The organism is Citrobacter sp. CtB7.12, assembly GCF_001297795.1.
Classification (GTDB): domain Bacteria; phylum Pseudomonadota; class Gammaproteobacteria; order Enterobacterales; family Enterobacteriaceae; genus Citrobacter_A; species Citrobacter_A amalonaticus.
The window spans coordinates 279,931-299,245 of record NZ_LIFT01000007.1 but is presented as its reverse complement, the minus strand read 5'-3'; the positions used below and the strand labels follow the sequence as shown (position 1 = coordinate 299,245).

General features: G+C 54.7%; 19 protein-coding genes. 16 read left to right on the top strand and 3 right to left on the bottom strand.

Annotated features, from left to right (window positions below; genetic code table 11):
* Positions 1-11: 11 nt before the first annotated feature.
* Entirely contained in the window at positions 12-1,493 is a 1,482-nt protein-coding gene (locus tag AOY24_RS11750; RefSeq protein ID WP_043000777.1) for a YdgA family protein, read from the top strand.
* 26 nt (positions 1,494-1,519) lie between these two features.
* On the opposite strand, the gene AOY24_RS11745 is transcribed toward AOY24_RS11750, so the two are convergent.
* Entirely contained in the window at positions 1,520-2,548 is a 1,029-nt protein-coding gene (locus tag AOY24_RS11745; RefSeq protein WP_054176674.1) for a Mal regulon transcriptional regulator MalI, read from the bottom strand.
* 176 nt (positions 2,549-2,724) lie between these two features.
* Here AOY24_RS11745 and malX point away from each other — a divergent pair, with 176 nt between their 5' ends.
* The 3 genes from malX to add all read left to right on the top strand — a co-directional run bounded on the left by malX (position 2,725) and on the right by add (position 6,604).
* On the top strand, positions 2,725-4,317 hold the full coding sequence (gene malX / locus AOY24_RS11740) for a PTS maltose transporter subunit IICB (protein ID WP_043000779.1): 1,593 nt from the start codon (positions 2,725-2,727) through the stop codon (positions 4,315-4,317).
* A 10-nt stretch (positions 4,318-4,327) separates the two neighbouring features.
* Positions 4,328-5,500: a MalY/PatB family protein gene (locus tag AOY24_RS11735; protein WP_043000780.1), complete on the top strand. Its 1,173-nt coding sequence runs from the start codon at positions 4,328-4,330 to the stop codon at positions 5,498-5,500.
* Between the two features lie 102 nt (positions 5,501-5,602).
* A complete protein-coding gene (gene add / locus AOY24_RS11730) occupies positions 5,603-6,604 on the top strand; it encodes an adenosine deaminase (protein WP_054176673.1) in 1,002 nt (333 codons plus the stop codon).
* A gap of 40 nt (positions 6,605-6,644) precedes the next feature.
* On the opposite strand, the gene AOY24_RS11725 is transcribed toward add, so the two are convergent.
* Positions 6,645-7,685 carry an oxidoreductase gene (locus tag AOY24_RS11725; RefSeq protein WP_043000782.1) on the bottom strand — a complete coding sequence of 347 codons (1,041 nt, stop codon included), beginning with the start codon at positions 7,683-7,685 and terminating at the stop codon, positions 6,645-6,647.
* Between the two features lie 240 nt (positions 7,686-7,925).
* On the opposite strand from AOY24_RS11725, the gene blr reads away from it, so the two are divergent.
* The 12 genes from blr to gstA all read left to right on the top strand — a co-directional run bounded on the left by blr (position 7,926) and on the right by gstA (position 18,382).
* Entirely contained in the window at positions 7,926-8,051 is a 126-nt protein-coding gene (gene blr, locus AOY24_RS11720; protein WP_043001937.1) for a division septum protein Blr, read from the top strand.
* Between the two features lie 283 nt (positions 8,052-8,334).
* Positions 8,335-8,550, top strand: coding sequence for a transcription modulator YdgT (gene ydgT, locus AOY24_RS11715; RefSeq protein ID WP_043000783.1), 216 nt, complete (start codon positions 8,335-8,337; stop codon positions 8,548-8,550).
* Positions 8,551-8,628: 78 nt separating this feature from the next.
* Entirely contained in the window at positions 8,629-9,069 is a 441-nt protein-coding gene (locus AOY24_RS11710) for a DUF2569 domain-containing protein (protein ID WP_043000784.1), read from the top strand.
* A 76-nt stretch (positions 9,070-9,145) separates the two neighbouring features.
* Positions 9,146-9,727 carry an electron transport complex subunit RsxA gene (gene rsxA, locus AOY24_RS11705; RefSeq protein ID WP_003029144.1) on the top strand — a complete coding sequence of 194 codons (582 nt, stop codon included), beginning with the start codon at positions 9,146-9,148 and terminating at the stop codon, positions 9,725-9,727.
* Positions 9,727-10,305: an electron transport complex subunit RsxB gene (rsxB, locus tag AOY24_RS11700; RefSeq protein WP_043000785.1), complete on the top strand. Its 579-nt coding sequence runs from the start codon at positions 9,727-9,729 to the stop codon at positions 10,303-10,305. The genes rsxA and rsxB overlap by 1 nt, the downstream gene beginning before the upstream one ends.
* Complete coding sequence (gene rsxC / locus AOY24_RS11695) at positions 10,298-12,541, top strand: electron transport complex subunit RsxC (RefSeq protein WP_054176672.1); 2,244 nt, start codon at positions 10,298-10,300, stop codon at positions 12,539-12,541. Before rsxB ends, rsxC begins: the two co-directional genes overlap by 8 nt.
* Entirely contained in the window at positions 12,542-13,600 is a 1,059-nt protein-coding gene (gene rsxD / locus AOY24_RS11690; protein WP_054176671.1) for an electron transport complex subunit RsxD, read from the top strand.
* Positions 13,601-13,603: 3 nt separating this feature from the next.
* A complete protein-coding gene (rsxG, locus tag AOY24_RS11685; RefSeq protein ID WP_044254656.1) occupies positions 13,604-14,224 on the top strand; it encodes an electron transport complex subunit RsxG in 621 nt (206 codons plus the stop codon).
* Between the two features lie 3 nt (positions 14,225-14,227).
* Positions 14,228-14,926, top strand: coding sequence for an electron transport complex subunit E (locus AOY24_RS11680; protein ID WP_043000790.1), 699 nt, complete (start codon positions 14,228-14,230; stop codon positions 14,924-14,926).
* The gene (nth, locus tag AOY24_RS11675) at positions 14,923-15,558 is read left to right on the top strand and encodes an endonuclease III (protein ID WP_054176670.1); all 636 of its coding nucleotides are present in this window, start codon (positions 14,923-14,925) and stop codon (positions 15,556-15,558) included. Before AOY24_RS11680 ends, nth begins: the two co-directional genes overlap by 4 nt.
* Before the next feature lie 607 nt (positions 15,559-16,165).
* Positions 16,166-17,671, top strand: a complete 1,506-nt coding sequence (gene dtpA, locus AOY24_RS11670; RefSeq protein ID WP_044328051.1) for a dipeptide/tripeptide permease DtpA — start codon at positions 16,166-16,168, stop codon at positions 17,669-17,671.
* Between the two features lie 105 nt (positions 17,672-17,776).
* Positions 17,777-18,382, top strand: a complete 606-nt coding sequence (gene gstA, locus AOY24_RS11665; protein ID WP_054176669.1) for a glutathione transferase GstA — start codon at positions 17,777-17,779, stop codon at positions 18,380-18,382.
* Between the two features lie 48 nt (positions 18,383-18,430).
* Here the strand turns inward: gstA and pdxY are convergent, their stop codons facing one another.
* A complete protein-coding gene (gene pdxY, locus AOY24_RS11660; protein WP_054176668.1) occupies positions 18,431-19,291 on the bottom strand; it encodes a pyridoxal kinase PdxY in 861 nt (286 codons plus the stop codon).
* Positions 19,292-19,315 lie beyond the last annotated feature (24 nt).

Sequence of the window (19,315 nt, the reverse complement as noted above, 5' to 3'; positions counted from 1 at the left end):
GGATAAACAATATGAAAAAATCGCTGGTAGCTGCAGGTGTGATTGTCGCACTCGGCGTCGTCTGGACGGGCGGTGCGTGGTACACAGGTAAAAAGCTGGAAACCCATCTTGCTGAGATGGTCGACCAGGCCAATGCTCAGATTAAACTCACCGCGCCGGAAGCAAACGTGGAACTCGCTTATCAGAACTATCAGCGTGGCATCTTCAGCAGCCAGTTACAGTTGGTGCTCAAGCCGGTGGCCGGAAAAGAAAATCCCTGGCTGAAAGCTGGCCAAAGCGTGGTGCTTGACGAATCCGTCGATCACGGCCCCTTCCCGTTCGCGCAACTGAAAACCTTTAATCTTCTGCCGTCGATGGCCTCGGTGAAGACGACCCTGGTCAACAATGACGTCAGCAAACCGCTCTTTGAGATGGCGAAAGGTGAAACGCCTTTTGAGATCAATTCGCGAATCAGCTACAGCGGCGATACCCGTTCCGCAATGTCGCTGAAACCGCTGAACTACGAAAAAGGGGCGGAGAAAGTCGCCTTCAGCGGCGGCGAATTTATTTTCAATGCCGATAAAGAAGGCAACGTGGTTTCCCTTTCCGGTGAAGCGAAGAGCGGTCTGGTCGATGCGGTGAACGAGTACGATCAAAAGGTCCAGCTCTCCTTTAACGACCTGAAAACAGAAGGTTCCAGCACGCTTGCCAGCTTTGGTGAGCGCGTCGGCGATCAGAAAGTCACGATTGGGAAAATGGCCCTCGCCGTTGAAGGCAAAGAGATGGCGCTGCTGGAAGGCATGGAGATCAGTGGGAAGACCGATCTCGTGGATGACGGTAAAACCATCAACAGCCAACTGGATTACACCCTGAACAGCCTCAAGGTTCAGAATCAGGATCTGGGAAGCGGCAAGCTGACGCTGAAAGTCGGTCAGATTGACGGCGCGGCATGGCATCAGTTTAGCCAGCAGTATAATGCCCAGACCCAGGCGCTGTTATCGCAGCCGGACGTGGCGGACAACCCGGAACTGTATCAGCAGAAAGTGACCGAAGCTTTCTTTGGCGCCCTGCCGCTGTTGATGAAAGGCGAACCGGTCATTACCATTGCGCCGTTGAGCTGGAAAAATCCCAAAGGCGAAACGGCGCTGAATTTGTCCCTGTTCCTGAAGGATCCGGCCACCGCGCAAGGTGAACCGCAAACGCTGGCCGACGAAGTCGACCGCTCGGTGAAATCGCTCGACGGTAAGCTGTCGATTCCGGTGGATATGGCCGTTGAGTTTATGACTCAGGTCGCCCGTCTGGAAGGTTATCAGCAGGATGAAGCCGCTAAACTTGCCAACCAGCAGGTGAAAGGCCTGGCCGCGATGGGACAGATGTTCCGCATTACCACCCTTGAAGACAACACCATTGGCACCAGCCTGCAGTACGCGAATGGTCAGGTGACCTTAAACGGGAAGAAGATGCCGCTGGAGGAGTTTGTCGGAATGTTCGGCATGGTGCTGCCCCAGCCGTAATCACCAGAACCCCTCTGCGGAGGGGTTTATTCTTGCACCACCAGTCGCGCAGATAGCGTCTGACTGCGGGTGTGACTTTCCTCACGCGCAATGCGTTGCAGGATGCGTTCCGCCAGACTGTAGCCCATTTCCCGCGCCGGCATTGTCGCCCAGACGATTGGCAGATCGTCCAGCGCGTTTTCCGCCACATCGGCAAAGGCGCCTAATGAAACCTGCTGCTCAAAGTAGCGATCAACCCCCACTTCACCGCTCTGCCGTCCCGCCCGCATCAGGCCAAACCATGCGCCCATCGCAATCGTTTCGTTGTAGCACACCACGGCGCTGATGGTCGGATTGCGTCGTAGTAACGCGCCGATGGCCTCGGCGGCCTGCTTCTGGCTGGATGCGCATTCCATGACCCAGTCGCTGTGAAACGGTAAACCGTATTTCAGCAGTGTCGCACAGTAGCCGCCGACGCGTTCCGCACGCGTTAATGATGAACTCTGCCCACCCAACCATGCAATGCGCTGATGACCGTGACGAATCAGATGCTCCGTCAACAGTTGCGCGGCCTGCATATTGTCCGGACGCACGGTATCCACGTCGTCCAGATAACTGGCTCGCGAGGCGAAAACCACCGGAATGCCCTTTTCTTCCGCCATCAGGCGCAGGTCATCGCTGCTGCCCGCCGCCCCGGCGATCACCACGCCGTCAACGCCCTGATTCAGGAGCATGGCAAAACGCTGCGCCAGTTGTTCACCATCCTGACCACCATGCAACAAAAACGCCATCCGGCCCTGTGCTTCCAGTGCTTCCGTTAATCCCGCCGTCAGTTCAGCATAAAACGGAGCCGACAGATCGCGGACAATCAATCCAATCACTCCGCTCTGGCCCCCCCGTAACACCGAAGCCTGACGGTTACGCACAAAACCGAGTTGTTCTATCGCCGCATTCACCCGTTCGCCGGTGGTGGTTGAAATACGACCTTTGCCGCTGAGTACCAGTGAAACCGTGCTGACGGAGACGCCCGCCGCCAGTGCAACATCGTGGATAGTGATTTTTTTGGCTATGGCCATAAAAACGCCAGACTCCCTGATAATGTGACAGATAAAACGTTTTATCTATTACCTCTATTTATACGCGTTAATATCGTCTGATAATGTGATTTTCACCGCACTAAAAAGTGATAAAACGTTTTATCTTCTTGATCAAATTTTCTCATTACCGATGGATTTGCACAAGGAGTCGTTAGATGACGGCGAAAACAACACCAAAAATTACGCTGTGGGAATTTTTCCAGCAGTTAGGGAAAACGTTTATGCTGCCCGTGGCGCTGCTTTCGTTTTGCGGGATTATGCTGGGGATTGGCAGTTCGCTAAGCAGCCACGATGTGATCACCCTGCTTCCGGCACTGGGTAATCCGGTGCTACAGGCCATCTTTACCTGGATGAGCAAAGTTGGCTCCTTTGCCTTCAGTTTCCTGCCGGTGATGTTCTGTATTGCGATTCCGCTCGGGCTGGCGCGCGAAAACAAAGGCGTGGCGGCGTTTGCCGGTTTTGTCGGTTACGCGGTAATGAACCTCGCCGTTAACTTCTGGCTGACAGCAAAGGGTATTCTGCCGACCACCGATGCGGCGGTCCTGAAAGCCAACAACATCCAGAATATCCTCGGTATTCAGTCAATTGACACCGGGATCCTCGGTGCGGTAATCGCCGGTATTATCGTGTGGATGCTGCACGAGCGTTTTCATAACATTCGTTTGCCGGATGCGCTGGCCTTCTTCGGCGGCACCCGCTTTGTCCCAATCGTCTCCTCAGTGGTGATGGGACTGGTTGGTCTGGTGATCCCGTTAGTGTGGCCGGTTTTCGCGATGGGGATCAGCGGTCTGGGTCATATGATTAACAGTGCGGGCGACTTTGGTCCGATGCTGTTTGGTACGGGCGAACGCCTGCTGTTGCCGTTTGGTTTGCATCACATTCTGGTGGCGTTAATTCGTTTTACCGACGCCGGGGGCACCCAGGAAGTGTGCGGTCATACGGTGAGCGGCGCGCTGACCATTTTCCAGGCGCAACTGAGTTGCCCGACCACGCAGGGCTTCTCAGAAAGCGCCACCCGCTTCCTGTCACAGGGTAAAATGCCGGCATTTCTCGGCGGCTTGCCAGGTGCGGCCTTAGCGATGTACCACTGCGCGCGTCCTGAAAATCGTCACAAGATCAAAGGGCTGCTGATCTCGGGTCTGATTGCCTGCGTCGTTGGCGGCACCACGGAACCACTGGAATTCCTGTTCCTGTTTGTCGCTCCGGTGCTGTATGTCATTCACGCATTGCTGACCGGTCTGGGCTTTACCATGATGTCGGTTCTGGGTGTGACTATCGGTAATACTGACGGCAATATCATTGACTTTGTGGTGTTTGGGATCCTCCACGGACTGTCCACCAAATGGTATCTGGTACCGGTCGTCGCGGCAGTCTGGTTCGTGGTGTACTATGCTATCTTCCGCTTCGCTATCACTCGCTTTAACCTCAAAACACCGGGTCGTGACAGTGAGATTGCCAGCTCGATCGAAAAAGCCGTTGCCGGTACGCCGGGAAAATCAGGTTATAACGTACCTGCTATTCTGGCTGCGCTGGGCGGTGCGGATAACATCGTTACTCTGGATAACTGCATTACCCGACTGCGTCTTTCTGTTAAGGATATGTCGCAGGTTGATGTGCAGGCGCTGAAGGACAATCGTGCCATTGGTGTCGTGCAGTTGAATCAACATAACCTGCAGGTGGTGATTGGCCCGCAGGTCCAGTCGGTTAAAGATGAAATGGCCGGTCTGATGAACACCGTTCAGGCATAAGGACACGCACATGTTTGATTTTTCACAGGTTGTTGACCGTCACGGTACATGGTGCACGCAATGGGATTACGTAGCCGATCGCTTCGGCACTGCCGACCTGCTGCCGTTTACTATCTCTGATATGGATTTCGCGACGGCTCCCTGCATCCTGGAGGCGCTGAATCAGCGCCTCGCTCACGGTGTGCTGGGCTACAGTCGCTGGAAGAATGAGGCGTTTCTCGGCGCGATTGCCCACTGGTTTGCCCGGCGCCACAATACGCGTATCGATACCGGATCGCTGGTGTATGGCCCTTCCGTGATCTATATGGTGTCACAGCTCATCCGCCAGTGGTCTTCTGTCGGTGACGGCGTGGTGCTCCATACCCCAGCCTATGACGCGTTCTATAAGGCTATCGAAGGCAATCAGCGCCATGTTGTTCCGGTGGCACTGGAACAGCGCAATGGCCACTGGCATTGCGATATAGAGAAACTGGATGCGGCGCTGGCGCGTCCGGAAAGTAAAATTTTGCTGCTGTGCAGTCCGCATAACCCGACCGGTAAAGTCTGGACGCGCGAGGAACTGGAAGCGATGGCGGAACGCTGCCAGCGTCACGGCGTGCGGGTCATATCTGATGAAATTCATATGGATATGGTCTGGGGCGAACAGCCGCACATCCCCTGGAGCAATGTGGCGCGTGACAATTGGGCGCTGTTTACCTCTGGCTCCAAAAGCTTCAATATTCCGGCGTTAACCGGCGCTTACGGGATGATTGAAGACGCTGACAGTCGTGATACGTATCTCAACGCGTTGAAAGGTCGCGACGGTCTGTCCTCTCCCGCCGTGCTGGCACTGACTGCTCATATCGCGGCCTATGAACAGGGTGAGCCGTGGCTGGACGCGCTACGGGCGTATCTCCGGGACAATCTACACTACATTGCAGATACGCTGAACGACGCTTTTCCTGAACTTAACTGGCCGGTGCCGCAGTCGACCTATCTCGCGTGGATCGATCTGCGGGCATTAAACGTTGATGATAATGCATTGCAGAATGCGCTGATTCAGCAGGAAAAAATCGCCATCATGCCCGGCTTTACTTACGGTGATGAAGGACGCGGTTTTGTACGACTGAATGCCGGTTGTCCACGTTCAAAACTCGAAAAAGGCGTGAACGGATTAATTAACGCGATCCGATCAGTACGCTGACCCCGGTTGCGCAATGGAATTAATCATTGCGCAACATAGCTTTTCTCCTGCTTTTGTTTTTATAATAGCGCGCACTTTTATATACGAATAATGAGTGCGACCATGATTGATAATTCCCTGCCGTTAACTGACATTCATCGCCACCTTGATGGTAACATCCGGGCACAAACCATTCTGGATCTTGGCCGCCAGTTCAATTTGCCCCTCCCCGCGCAAACCCTTGAAACGCTGATCCCTCATGTACAGGTCACGGCCACTGAACCGGATCTGGTTAGCTTTCTGTCGAAACTGGACTGGGGCGTGAAAGTCTTAGCGTCCCTCGACGCCTGTCGCCGCGTCGCGTTTGAAAATATCGAAGACGCCGCCCGCAATGGCCTGCACTATGTAGAACTGCGTTTTTCTCCGGGCTACATGGCAATGACACATCAGCTGCCGGTTGCTGGCGTGGTGGAAGCGGTCATCGCTGGCGTACATGAAGGCTGTAAAACCTTTGGCGTGCAGGCGCAACTGATCGGCATCATGAGCCGGACCTTCGGCGAGGTCGCGTGTCTACAGGAGCTGGAAGCACTGCTGGCGCACCGCGATCGGATCACCGCGCTTGACCTTGCCGGTGATGAACTGGGCTTCCCCGGCAGCCTGTTCCTGTCCCATTTCAACCGCGCGCGTGACGCAGGCTGGCACATTACGGTGCACGCCGGAGAAGCTGCCGGTCCGGAAAGCATCTGGCAGGCCATTCGCGAACTGGGTGCGGAACGCATCGGCCACGGCGTGAAAGCGGTTGAGGATCCGGCGCTGATGGATTTCCTCGCGGAACAACGGATTGGCATCGAATCCTGTCTGACGTCGAATATTCAGACCAGCACCGTGGCATCATTGTCCGCGCATCCGCTGAAAACGTTCCTCGAGCATGGCGTCCTCGCCAGCCTGAATACTGACGATCCGGCGGTTCAGGGAGTGGATATCATTCACGAATATACCGTTGCGGCACCGGCAGCAGGACTGAGCCGTGAGCAGATTCGTCAGGCACAGATTAACGGACTGGAAATCGCCTTCCTGAACGCGGCGGAAAAACAGGCGCTGCGAGAAAAAGTGGCGGCGGCATAGCGAAAAGAGGCCCGATGTGATTCATCGGGCCTTTCAGACATCAGGCAAGGCATAACGTCGAACGATGTTTCGCCGACTCAATTCCCAGCTCAATCAGTTCCATAATCTGGATAGCCTGGCTCGCCGGTACCGGGTTCTCTCCGTGACCATTCAACGCATCGCGGATCCCGGCATAGTACGCCGGATAATTCCCCGGCACGGTCAGCCAGGTCTCTTCCACCCGTGTTTCGCCTTCAACGCGTGTGACGATGCCATCACGCATATCGTAGCCCCAGTCTTCTTGCGGCAGGCGCTCGCCATTTTTCAGACGCTCTTCCTGCGGATCCAGACCGTACTTCACATAGCTGCCTCGCGAACCATGCACGATGTAACGCGCCGATTCCGCTGCCGCCAGCATCGTACCGTGTAAGATCACCCGACGCTGCGGGTAGGAAAGCGTGGCATGGAAGTAGTCCGTTGACTGTGCCCCCGGGCGCAACTGGGCCAAATCTACCGTCATGCTGACAGGCAGACCGAACAGATTGATCGCCTGATCAAGCAGATGCGGTGCCAGATCGTACCAGATACCGCTTCCCGGTCCCCCTTGCTCACGCCAGCGATCCCGTACCTGCGGACGAAAGCGGTCGAAATGCGATTCAAAATAGGCGACCTCACCCAAAACGCCTTCCGCCAGCATCGCTTTCAGGGTCAAAAAGTCACTGTCCCAGCGACGGTTGTGGAAAACAGAGAGCACCCGTCCCAGACTGCGTGCCAGCGCATCCAGTTCGCGCGCTTGTGACAGTGTCACGGTGAAAGGTTTATCAACCACCACATGTTTACCCGCTTCCAGCGCCGCTTTGGCCAGCGGGAAATGGGTATCGTTTGGTGTGGGTATGACGATCAGATCAATATTAGGGTCGTTAAACAGATGCTTCGGCTCAGAGACAACGGCCACGGAAGGCCAGTCCGCCTTCACTTTCGCTGCATCGCTACTGGAAACGACGGCCAGTTCCAGTCCCGGCGTGCCATCAATCAGGGGGGCATGGAACGTTTTACTGGCGTATCCGTAGCCAATCAGTCCTACACGGATGTTGTCACTCATATATATGCCTCTCGTTTCAGTCTGTGACTATTTCACACTATCCATGAACCACTCACAATAGTTTAATAACCCTGAGGCTATAAAGGTCGTTATTTAACTTAAGTCAAATAAATGTCACTTTCGGGCAGTTTGTCGGTATAAAGTCGCTGAAATCGTTCCCGAAACACTTGCCGGGATAATTATTGCTAAGTAACATCTGCTGCCGGTATTTAAGGATAAATCAAGCAAATGTCGTCAGTCATCAATCGTCTTATTGAATTAACAGGTTGGGTGGTTCTTGCGGTGTCCGTGGTCCTCCTTGGCGTTGCCAATCATATCGATAATTATCAGCCTCCCGAACCGACTGCCGCTGTTCAGCAGAAATAGCGCACCAGGCGGCGTATGTCGCCTGGAAAGTCGGTTTTCCCGAATTATTTGCAGAAAAAGCCGAAAAATTATCTGAAAAAGCGAATTGTGCGGCCTCCCATGCCGGCGCTTATTGCCAGTGATGGCGAAGCGCGTTACCCTTCGCTCTGGTGTCGTCTGGCACTGCAAACACCATTTAAGAAAATACTTTTTCGGCCTTTACCTGCCGGTTCCTTTCACCGGGACAGGTTTATTTTACCTTCACCACTCGTGGCTTTATTTTTATATATAGGGATCCCTGTTTATGACTGTTCAGGATTATTTATTAAAATTTCGCAAAATTAGCTCGCTCGAAAGCCTGGAAAAGCTGTTTGACCACCTGCACTACACCCTGACCGACGATCATGACATTATCAATATGTATCGCGCGGCCGATCATCGCCGCGCAGAACTGGTCTCCGGCGGTCGCCTTTTTGATGTTGGTCAGGTACCGAAATCCGTCTGGCACTACGTGCAATAAGAAAGTAGCGCTTGCCGGTAAAAGCTTTATAATAATTGCCCCAAAAACAACGGTACGTCTGGCAATTCCGGAGATTTTATGACCACAACACCGGCACAGCGCATTGGCGGTTGGTTACTGGGCCCGCTGGCCTGGCTTTTAGTCGCCTTGCTGAGTGCGTCGCTGGCCTTGTTCCTGTATGCTACGGCGCTCGCCTCGCCTAAAACGTTGGCGATGCTGGCGGAGCAAAGTACCGGCAACCTGCTGTTGTGGGGCGTCTCTTTTCTCACCGCGATTGCCATGTGGTATTACACCCTGTGGTTGACGATTGCGTTCTTTAAGCGCAGACGCAGTGTGCCGAAGCACTATATTATCTGGCTGCTGGTCTCCGTCTTACTGGCGGTCAAGGCTTTTGCCTTTTCACCGGTGCCCGACGCCTTAGCTGTGCGTCAGTTACTCTTCCCGTTGCTGGCGGCAGCACTGTTAGTGCCCTATTTCAAGCGTTCCTCGCGTGTGAAAACGACCTTTGTGAACCCGTAATAACCTTACAGTTAACCTGTTGTCGCCTGCTGTAGATTGTCAGATAATAGGCGGCTTTTTTATTTCAGGCCGAAAAATGACTGATTACCTGCTGCTGTTTGTCGGAACTGTACTGGTCAATAACTTTGTACTGGTTAAGTTTCTGGGGCTTTGTCCTTTTATGGGCGTTTCCAAAAAGCTGGAAACCGCGATGGGGATGGGGCTTGCGACCACGTTTGTGATGACGCTGGCCTCAATCTGCGCCTGGCTGATTGACACCTGGATCCTGATCCCGCTCAATCTCATTTATCTGCGCACGCTGGCCTTTATTCTGGTTATCGCGGTCGTGGTGCAATTTACTGAAATGGTGGTGCGCAAAACCAGCCCGGCGCTCTATCGCCTGCTGGGGATTTTCTTACCGCTGATCACCACCAACTGCGCGGTTCTCGGTGTCGCGCTGCTGAATATCAATCTCGGCCATAACTTTTTACAGTCGGCGCTGTACGGTTTTTCCGCCGCCGTCGGCTTCTCGCTGGTGATGGTGCTGTTTGCGGCGATTCGCGAGCGTCTCGCCGTTGCAGATGTCCCGGCACCGTTTCGCGGTAACGCCATTGCGCTGATTACTGCCGGGTTAATGTCTCTGGCCTTTATGGGCTTTAGTGGTTTGGTGAAGTTGTAATGAATGCTATCTGGATTGCCGTTGCCGCCGTGAGCCTGCTGGGCCTGGTGTTCGGCGCTATCCTGGGTTACGCCTCCCGTCGTTATGCGGTGGAGGATGATCCTGTCGTTGAAAAAATCGATGAGATTCTGCCGCAGAGCCAGTGTGGGCAATGCGGCTATCCCGGCTGTCGCCCCTATGCGGAAGCGATTGGCAGTCAGGGTGAAAAAATTAACCGCTGTGCGCCTGGCGGCGAAGCGGTGATGTTAAAAATCGCTGAACTGCTGAACGTGGATCCCCAGCCGATTGATGGCGATGAACAGGATGTGGCGCCGGTCCGCATGCTGGCGATGATTGATGAAGCCAACTGTATCGGCTGCACCAAGTGTATTCAGGCCTGCCCGGTGGACGCCATTATTGGCGCAACGCGTGCCATGCACACGGTGATGAGTGATTTGTGCACGGGCTGCAATCTGTGCGTGGATCCCTGCCCGACTCACTGCATTGAACTGCGTCCGGTCGCCGAAACACCTGACAGCTGGAAGTGGGATTTGAACACGATCCCCGTGCGTAATATCCCCGTGGAACAACATGCTTAAGTTATTCTCTGCTTTCAGAAAAGATAAGATCTGGGATTTCAACGGCGGTATCCATCCGCCGGAAATGAAAACCCAGTCAAACGGCACGCCGCTGCGTCAGGTTCCCCTCGCGCAGCGCTTTGTTATGCCGCTCAAACAACATATCGGTGCCGAAGGTGAACTGTGCGTCGCCGAAGGGCAACACGTATTGCGCGGACAAGCGCTGACCCGTGGATGGGGAAGAATGCTCCCGGTTCATGCGCCCACTTCCGGGACGGTGGTCGCCATTGCGCCCCACTCAACGGCGCATCCTTCGGCATTAGCTGAACTTAGCGTGATCATCGACGCCGACGGCGAAGACCGCTGGATTGAACGCGAAGGTTGGCAGGATTACCGTTCGCAGAGCCGCGAAGCCCTAATCGAACGTATTCACCAGTTCGGCGTCGCTGGACTGGGCGGTGCCGGCTTTCCAACCGGCAATAAATTAAAGGGTGGCGGCGACAAAATTGAAACGCTGATCATCAACGCGGCGGAATGTGAACCCTATATCACTGCCGACGATCGGCTGATGCAGGATTGTGCGGCGCAGGTTGTCGAGGGTATCCGCATCCTGGCGCATATTCTGCAACCTCGTGAAGTCCTCATCGGTATCGAAGATAACAAACCGCAAGCCATCTCAATGCTGCGTGCGGTGCTGGCCGACGCGCGGGATATCTCACTGCGTGTCATCCCGACGAAATATCCGTCAGGCGGCGCAAAACAGCTGACCCAAATCCTGACCGGGAAGCAGGTTCCGCACGGCGGTCGTTCTTCCGACATCGGCGTACTGATGCAAAACGTCGGTACGGCGTATGCGGTAAAACGCGCGATCGTCGATGGAGAACCGATTACTGAACGGGTTGTGACTCTCACCGGTGAAACGGTCAGTCGTCCAGGCAACGTCTGGGCGAGGCTGGGTACACCAGTGAAACATCTGTTAAATGATGCCGGTTTCTGCCCTTCTGCCGATCAGATGGTGATTATGGGCGGCCCGCTGATGGGCTTCACCTTACCGTGGCTCGATGTGCCGGTCGTAAAGATCACCAACTGTTTGCTGGCGCCGTCAGCGACAGAGATGGGTGAACCACAGGAAGAGAAAGGCTGCATTCGCTGTAGCGCCTGCGCCGACGCCTGCCCAGCAGATCTTCTGCCCCAGCAGCTTTACTGGTTCAGTAAAGGGCAACAGCATGACAAAGCCACGGCGCATAACATTGCCGACTGCATTGAATGCGGTGCCTGTGCCTGGGTTTGCCCGAGCAATATTCCGTTGGTGCAATATTTCCGTCAGGAGAAAGCCGAGCTTTACGCAATAAGTCAGGAAGAGAAACGCGCGGCAGAGGCTAAAGCGCGCTTTGAAGCGCGTCAGGCTCGCCTGGAGCGAGAGAAAGCGGCGCGTCTGGAACGTCACAAGAAAGCCGCCGTGCAGCCTGCGGCAAAAGATCAGGATGCCATTGCCGCCGCCCTGGCTCGCGTCAAAGAGAAACAGGCGCAAGCGACTCAACCGGTGATGATCAAAGCCGGTGAAAAACCGGACAATAGTGCGGTGATAGCCGCTCGCGAAGCGCGCAAAGCGCTGGCACGAGCAAAACAGGCCGGGAACGTCACCGCAGTGGATGCCGATCCGCGCAAAGCCGCCGTCGAGGCCGCTATCGCCCGCGCGAAAGCGCGCAAGCAGGAACAGCAGACCAGCGGCGAACCTGCTGCACCAACTGAACCGGTGGATCCGCGCAAAGCCGCCGTTGAGGCCGCGATCGCCCGCGCGAAGGCGCGCAAACAGGCTCAGCAGGCCAGCAGCCAACCTGCCGCACCGGCTGAACCGGTGGATCCGCGCAAAGCCGCCGTCGAGGCCGCTATTGCCCGTGCGAAGGCACGCAAACAAGAACAACAGGCCAGCAGCGAACCTGCCGCACCGGCTGAACCGGTGGATCCGCGCAAAGCCGCCGTCGAGGCCGCAATTGCCCGTGCGAAGGCGCGTAAACAGGAACAGCAGGCCAGCGACGAACCTGCCGCACCGGCTGAACCGGTGGATCCGCGCAAAGCCGCCGTCGAGGCCGCTATTGCCCGTGCGAAGGCACGCAAACAGGCGCAGTTGGCCAGCGACGAACCAGCTGCCCCCTCCCTGGAACCGGTCGACCCACGCAAGGCGGCCATCGCCGCTGCAATAGCGCGCGCAAAAGCTAAAAAAGACGCTCAGCAGCAGGTTGTTAACGAGGAATAAATGGTATTCAGAATCGCAAGTTCTCCCTACACGCATAATCAGCGTCAAACCTCGCGCATTATGCTGCTGGTCTTACTGGCTGCGGTGCCAGGCATCGCCGTGCAATGGTGGTTTTTCGGCTGGGGGACGCTGTTCCAGATCGTACTCGCCTGCGCCAGTGCGCTGCTGGCGGAGGCCGCCGTACTCAGATTGCGTAAACAGCCGGTAGTGGCGATTTTAAAAGATAACTCCGCGCTGCTGACCGGTCTGCTGCTGGCCGTCAGTATTCCTCCCCTCACCCCCTGGTGGATGGTGATCCTCGGTACGGTATTCGCGGTGATCATTGCCAAGCAATTGTATGGTGGTCTGGGACAAAACCCATTCAACCCGGCGATGATTGGTTATGTGGTGCTGCTAATCTCCTTCCCGGTGCAGATGACCAGTTGGTTGCCCCCGCAGGATATTGCCGCCAGCGCGCCGGGACTGGTCGATGCGCTGCAGGTCATCTTTACCGGGCATACCGCCAGCGGCGGTGATATGAATACGTTGCGTATGGGGATTGACGGGATAAGCCAGGCCACGCCGCTGGATACGTTCAAAACCTCTCTGCATGCAGGTCATTCCGTTGAGCAGATCATGCAGTACCCCATTTACAACGGTATGTTTGCCGGTGCGGGCTGGCAGTGGGTCAACCTGGCCTGGCTGGCTGGCGGTGTTTTTCTGCTACAGCAAAAAGCCATTCGCTGGCATATTCCGGTAAGCTTCCTGCTCTCATTGGGCGTCTGTGCGACGCTGGGCTGGCTGTTTGCCCCCGAGTCGCTGGCTTCCCCGCAGATTCATCTGCTCAGTGGGGCAACGATGCTTGGCGCATTCTTCATTCTGACGGACCCGGTGACGGCCTCGACGACCAATCGCGGTCGTCTGGTGTTTGGCGCACTGGCGGGCCTGCTGGTGTGGTTAATCCGTAGCTTCGGCGGCTATCCGGATGGCGTGGCCTTTGCCGTACTGTTAGCCAATATTACGGTGCCGCTGATTGACTACTACACGCGCCCGCGCGTGTACGGACACCGCAAAGGATAATCCATGCTGAAAACGATTCGTAAACATGGCATCACCCTGGCGCTGTTTGCCGCTGGCTCGACCGGACTCACCGCCGCCATCAACCAGTTGACCAAAACCACCATTGATGAACAGGCAGCCATTCAGCAAAAGGCGCTGTTTGATCAGGTCTTGCCTGCCGATCGCTATAATAACCGTTTGCAGGATCGCTGCGTCGTGGTCAGCGCCCCTGAGCTGGGCAAAGGCGAGCATCGCGTTTATATCGCTGAGCAGGACGGGACTCCCGTGGCGGCGGTACTTGAGGCGACGGCACCGGATGGTTATTCCGGTGCCATCCAGTTGTTGGTCGGCGCCGATTTCAGCGGTACGATTTTAGGCACTCGCGTGACGGAACACCATGAAACGCCGGGTCTGGGCGATAAAATAGAACGGCGTCTGTCTGACTGGATCACCGGTTTCAGCGGAAAAAAAATCCAGAGTGATAACGACAGCCACTGGGCCGTGAAAAAAGACGGCGGGGATTTTGACCAGTTTACCGGGGCGACGATTACGCCACGTGCGGTGGTCAATGCCGTCAAGCGTGCCGGACTGTATGCCCGGACGCTGCCGGCACAACTTCCTCAACTTCCGGCCTGCGGAGAATAAATCATGAGCGAAATTAAAGACGTCATCGTTCAGGGATTGTGGAAAAACAACTCGGCACTGGTACAACTGTTGGGACTGTGCCCTCTGCTGGCGGTAACCTCTACGGCGACCAATGCGTTGGGACTGGGTCTTGCCACCACGCTGGTATTGACCCTGACTAATCTGGCGGTCTCGACATTACGTCGCTGGACGCCGGCAGAAATTCGTATCCCAATTTATGTGATGATTATCGCGTCGGTCGTCAGTGTGGTACAGATGCTGATCAACGCCTATGCCTTTGGCCTCTACCAGTCGCTGGGGATTTTTATCCCGCTGATCGTGACCAACTGTATTGTGGTGGGACGTGCTGAAGCCTTCGCCGCCAAAAAGGGTCCGGCGCTCTCTGCGCTCGACGGGTTTTCCATCGGGATGGGCGCAACCGGCGCTATGTTTGTGCTGGGCTCTCTACGTGAGATTATCGGCAACGGAACCTTGTTTGACGGTGCGGATGGGCTGCTCGGTAGTTGGGCAAAGGTGCTGCGCGTGGAAATTTTCCACACCGACTCTCCTTTCCTGCTGGCAATGCTGCCCCCCGGCGCCTTTATTGGCCTGGGACTCATGCTGGCGGTGAAATATCTCATTGATGAGAAGATGAAAAAACGTCGCGCCAGTGCGTCTGTCGCAACGGAGTTGCCCTCCGCTGAACCAGGGAATGTCTCATGAATAAAGCAAAGCGGTTAGAAATTTTAACCCGATTACGCGCGAATAATCCGCATCCGACGACCGAACTGAATTTCAGCTCGCCCTTTGAACTGTTGATCGCCGTGCTGTTATCGGCCCAGGCGACAGATGTCAGCGTGAACAAGGCCACGGCGAAACTCTACCCGGTTGCCAATACCCCCGCCGCCATGCTGGAACTCGGCGTTGAGGGCGTGAAGTCCTATATCAAAACGATCGGCCTGTTTAACAGCAAAGCCGAAAACGTGATTAAGACCTGCCGCATCCTGCTTGAGCAACATCATGGCGAGGTGCCTGAGGACCGTGCGGCGCTTGAAGCCCTGCCGGGCGTGGGTCGCAAGACGGCAAACGTCGTGCTGAATACCGCCTTCGGCTGGCCCACCATCGCCGTCGACACGCATATCTTTCGCGTCTGTAACCGTACCCACTTTGCGCCCGGCAAGAACGTTGAGCAGGTGGAAGAGAAATTGCTGAAAGTGGTTCCCGAAGAGTTTAAGGTCGACTGCCACCACTGGCTGATCCTGCACGGTCGTTACACCTGTATTGCCCGCAAGCCGCGCTGTGGCTCCTGCATCATCGAAGATCTTTGTGAATACAAAGAGAAGGTCGATATCTGACTCGTCGGGGCAACCCCATCCGCCCCGCCATAACTTTTTGTTATCCTCTACTTCTTCCTCTTCATTCCGTCAATGATTCCACGTCACCAGGTTTAGACAAATGAATAATCCTGGTGATTAGTGCTTATTCAGGTTAATCCTTTTTTTAATAACGAAAATTTCTATCCAACTGTGATCCCGATCATAGTGATAACCCTATGTAAATTATTTTGTTGAATTTGGTTAATTCTACAATCAGATGACAAGGAGTCAGTTTTTATACACAAAACATTACACTGGCTATTTTTTAGATACTGGCCTTTATCACTACGTTAAACGGCACATAGCAGAACATATCGCCATGCAGCGATTTTCAGGGCCCGTTGACAGCGTAAAAAACTGCCATTACGCAATTAAAAAAATTTAACGCTAGATAACATTTATCTACCCCGATGAATTCACCAGATGAGATATATGTAACAGGTTATTACAAAAGACTTGTCTGAAAGTGCAAGATAGTGAACATTACTTGCCGTTTCCCCTCCCACTATAACAATTTCACGGCTACCCAGTGGTATCACGTGACAGAACACCCCCGTTAATATGGGATGTAAAAAAAGAGGCTAAAGTGTCTACTGCAAACAAGAAACCAACGGAAAGCGTCAGTCTTAACGCTTTCAAACAACCGAAGGCGTTCTATCTCATCTTCTCGATTGAGCTCTGGGAGCGTTTCGGTTATTACGGCTTACAAGGAATTATGGCCGTTTACCTGGTTAAACAACTGGGTATGTCTGAAGCGGATTCAATCACTCTTTTCTCGTCTTTTAGCGCCCTGGTTTACGGTCTGGTCGCCATTGGTGGCTGGTTAGGCGATAAAGTTCTCGGTACCAAGCGCGTCATTATGCTTGGTGCGGTAGTCCTGGCTATTGGTTATGCCCTGGTGGCATGGTCCGGACACGACGCTGGCATCGTTTATATGGGGATGGCCGCCATTGCCGTGGGTAATGGTCTGTTTAAAGCTAACCCGTCCTCGCTGCTCTCGACCTGCTATGCAAAAGATGACCCGCGTCTTGATGGTGCATTTACGATGTACTACATGTCCGTCAATATCGGTTCATTCTTCTCAATGCTGGCAACGCCGTGGCTGGCCGCGCATTACGGCTGGAGCACCGCGTTCGCGTTGAGCGTTGTCGGTATGCTGATCACCGTGGTGAACTTCGCGTTCTGCCAGCGTTGGGTGAAGAACTACGGTTCTAAACCTGACTTTGAGCCGATTAACTTCCGCAACCTGCTGCTGACCATCGTCGGTGTTATCGCGCTCATCGCGATCGCCACCTGGCTGCTGCATAACCAGCAAATCGCCCGCATGGTTCTGGGTGTGATCGCGCTTGGTATCGTGATTATCTTCGGTAAAGAAGCCTTCTCTATGCAGGGTGCGGCTCGTCGTAAAATGATCGTGGCGTTCATTCTGATGCTGGAAGCGATCATCTTCTTTGTGCTGTACAGCCAGATGCCGACATCGCTGAACTTCTTCGCTATCCGTAACGTTGAGCACTCCATTCTTGGCATCGCGTTCGAACCTGAACAGTATCAGGCGCTGAACCCGTTCTGGATCATCATTGGTAGTCCTATCCTCGCGGCTATCTATAACAAGATGGGCGACACTCTGCCGATGCCGACGAAGTTTGCCATTGGTATGGTGCTGTGTTCAGGCGCGTTCCTGATCCTGCCGCTGGGTGCCAAATTCGCCTCCGATGCGGGCATCGTTTCCGTTAACTGGCTGATCATCTGCTACGGCCTGCAAAGTATCGGTGAGCTGATGATTTCCGGTCTGGGCCTGGCCATGGTGGCGCAGCTGGTTCCACAGCGTCTGATGGGCTTCATCATGGGTAGCTGGTTCCTCACCACTGCCGGCGCCAACATCATTGGCGGTTATGTCGCCAGCATGATGGCGGTTCCGGAAAACGTAACGGACCCGCTGATGTCTCTGGAAGTGTATGGTCGCGTGTTCCTGCAGATTGGCGTGGCGACCGCAGTGATCGCTGTTCTGATGTTGCTGACGGCGCCGAAACTGAACCGCATGACTCAGGACGACGAACCTCGCGAGAAAGCGTCTAAAACCGCTACCGCGTAAATTTCTGGGAAACGCATAATGAAGCTGCTAACGTTGCGTTAGCGGCTTTTTTTTTGCCTGAACCCGAACCAGGATACGTTAAACCTCAGTTGAAAGGAGTTATCGATGAAACTGTTCTACAAGCCAGGCGCCTGCTCTCTTGCCTCCCATATTACCCTTCGCGAGAGTGGGAAAGATTTCACGCTGGATGGCGTGGATTTGATGAAAAAGCGTCTGGAAAACGGCGATGATTTTTTCGCGGTCAACCCGAAAGGACAGGTTCCCGCTTTGCTGCTCGATGATGGTACGCTGCTGACCGAAGGCGTGGCGATAATGCAATATCTCGCCGACAGCGTTCCTGATCGCCAGTTGCTGGCTCCCGTAAGCAGCATTTCACGCTACAAGACGCTGGAATGGCTTAACTACATTGCGACTGAACTGCATAAAGGCTTCACGCCGCTGTTTCGCCCTGACACTCCAGAAGAGTATAAACCGACCGTTCGCGCGTTTCTTGAAAAGAAAATGCAGTACGTTGATGCCGCTCTCAAAGAGGGACAATGGATTTGTGGCTCGCGTTTCACTATCGCGGATGCCTACCTTTTCACCGTACTGCGCTGGGCGTATGCGGTAAAACTCAATATGGACGGCTTAGAGAATATTGCGGCATATATGAAACGAGTGGCTGAGCGTCCGGGCGTTGCGGCAGCGCTGAAGGCGGAAGGAATACAGTAAGCGAATCAGGCCGGATGGCGGCGGTCAACGCCGCATCCGGCAGGCAAGTCAAAGCTGTGTGGCGCTAAAGTAGTGGTCTGGTTGAGCGATACGATCCTGCGCCGCCACCACCTGCAGTTCATATTCCTGCATTGCTTTGGTGGCAATCATAATCTCATACACCGCCGCCGTCACATGTTCCAGCGCCTGCTGGATTGTCGCCCCCTGCAGCAATTTCACTAACAGTAAACCACTGGTCACATCGCCCACACCGACCGGCTGACGGACACCGAAATCCACCAGCGGACGACTGATGTGCCAGGCGTCATCGGCAGTAACCAGCAGCATTTCAAAACGATCCTGACTGTAACCCGCACGCGCCAGGTGTTTGACCAGCACAATTTCCGGCCCCTGCGCAATGAGCTCGCGGGCGGCGGTAACCGCTTCATCCACGGTGTTCACCGCGTGTTCACAGAGAATTTCCAGCTCAATCAGATTCGGGGCGATGATGTCGCTGGCAGGTAACGCGTGGCGAACATGAAATTCGGCGACGCCAGGCGCGACAATACACCCCTTTTCCGGATGTCCCATCACCGGGTCACAAAAATATTTCGCCGTCGGATTCGCCGCTTTCACCTGACGCACAATCCCCAGAATATGCTCGCCCTGCTCGGCAGAACCCAGATAACCGCTCAGCACCGCATCACAGCGCTTCAGCTGATCGATATCGGCAATGCCCTGCACAATCTCCGTCAGATGAGAGGGCGGCATGACGCAGCCAGTCCATTTGCCGTATTGCGTGTGATTAGAGAATTGAACCGTATTGAGGGGCCAGACGTTGGCACCGAGGCGGCGCATCGGAAACTCCGCGGCGCTATTGCCAGCATGTCCAAAAACAACGTGGGACTGAATGGCGAGGATATTCTTCATTTTTTGCTTACCACAACCCTGAAA

Excerpts from the sequence above, each read along its gene's own strand:
- AOY24_RS11735 (WP_043000780.1), top strand. The coding sequence starts at position 4,328 with ATGTTTGATTTTTCACAGGTTGTTGACCGTCACGGTACATGGTGCACG.
- AOY24_RS11680 (WP_043000790.1), top strand. The coding sequence starts at position 14,228 with ATGAGCGAAATTAAAGACGTCATCGTTCAGGGATTGTGGAAAAACAAC.
- AOY24_RS11725 (WP_043000782.1), bottom strand. The coding sequence starts at position 7,685 with ATGAGTGACAACATCCGTGTAGGACTGATTGGCTACGGATACGCCAGT.
- rsxG (WP_044254656.1), top strand. The coding sequence starts at position 13,604 with ATGCTGAAAACGATTCGTAAACATGGCATCACCCTGGCGCTGTTTGCC.
- ydgT (WP_043000783.1), top strand. The coding sequence starts at position 8,335 with ATGACTGTTCAGGATTATTTATTAAAATTTCGCAAAATTAGCTCGCTC.
- AOY24_RS11745 (WP_054176674.1), bottom strand. The coding sequence starts at position 2,548 with ATGGCCATAGCCAAAAAAATCACTATCCACGATGTTGCACTGGCGGCG.
- rsxA (WP_003029144.1), top strand. The coding sequence starts at position 9,146 with ATGACTGATTACCTGCTGCTGTTTGTCGGAACTGTACTGGTCAATAAC.
- rsxB (WP_043000785.1), top strand. The coding sequence starts at position 9,727 with ATGAATGCTATCTGGATTGCCGTTGCCGCCGTGAGCCTGCTGGGCCTG.
- malX (WP_043000779.1), top strand. The coding sequence starts at position 2,725 with ATGACGGCGAAAACAACACCAAAAATTACGCTGTGGGAATTTTTCCAG.
- add (WP_054176673.1), top strand. The coding sequence starts at position 5,603 with ATGATTGATAATTCCCTGCCGTTAACTGACATTCATCGCCACCTTGAT.
- gstA (WP_054176669.1), top strand. The coding sequence starts at position 17,777 with ATGAAACTGTTCTACAAGCCAGGCGCCTGCTCTCTTGCCTCCCATATT.
- rsxC (WP_054176672.1), top strand. The coding sequence starts at position 10,298 with ATGCTTAAGTTATTCTCTGCTTTCAGAAAAGATAAGATCTGGGATTTC.
- pdxY (WP_054176668.1), bottom strand. The coding sequence starts at position 19,291 with ATGAAGAATATCCTCGCCATTCAGTCCCACGTTGTTTTTGGACATGCT.
- AOY24_RS11750 (WP_043000777.1), top strand. The coding sequence starts at position 12 with ATGAAAAAATCGCTGGTAGCTGCAGGTGTGATTGTCGCACTCGGCGTC.
- nth (WP_054176670.1), top strand. The coding sequence starts at position 14,923 with ATGAATAAAGCAAAGCGGTTAGAAATTTTAACCCGATTACGCGCGAAT.
- AOY24_RS11710 (WP_043000784.1), top strand. The coding sequence starts at position 8,629 with ATGACCACAACACCGGCACAGCGCATTGGCGGTTGGTTACTGGGCCCG.
- rsxD (WP_054176671.1), top strand. The coding sequence starts at position 12,542 with ATGGTATTCAGAATCGCAAGTTCTCCCTACACGCATAATCAGCGTCAA.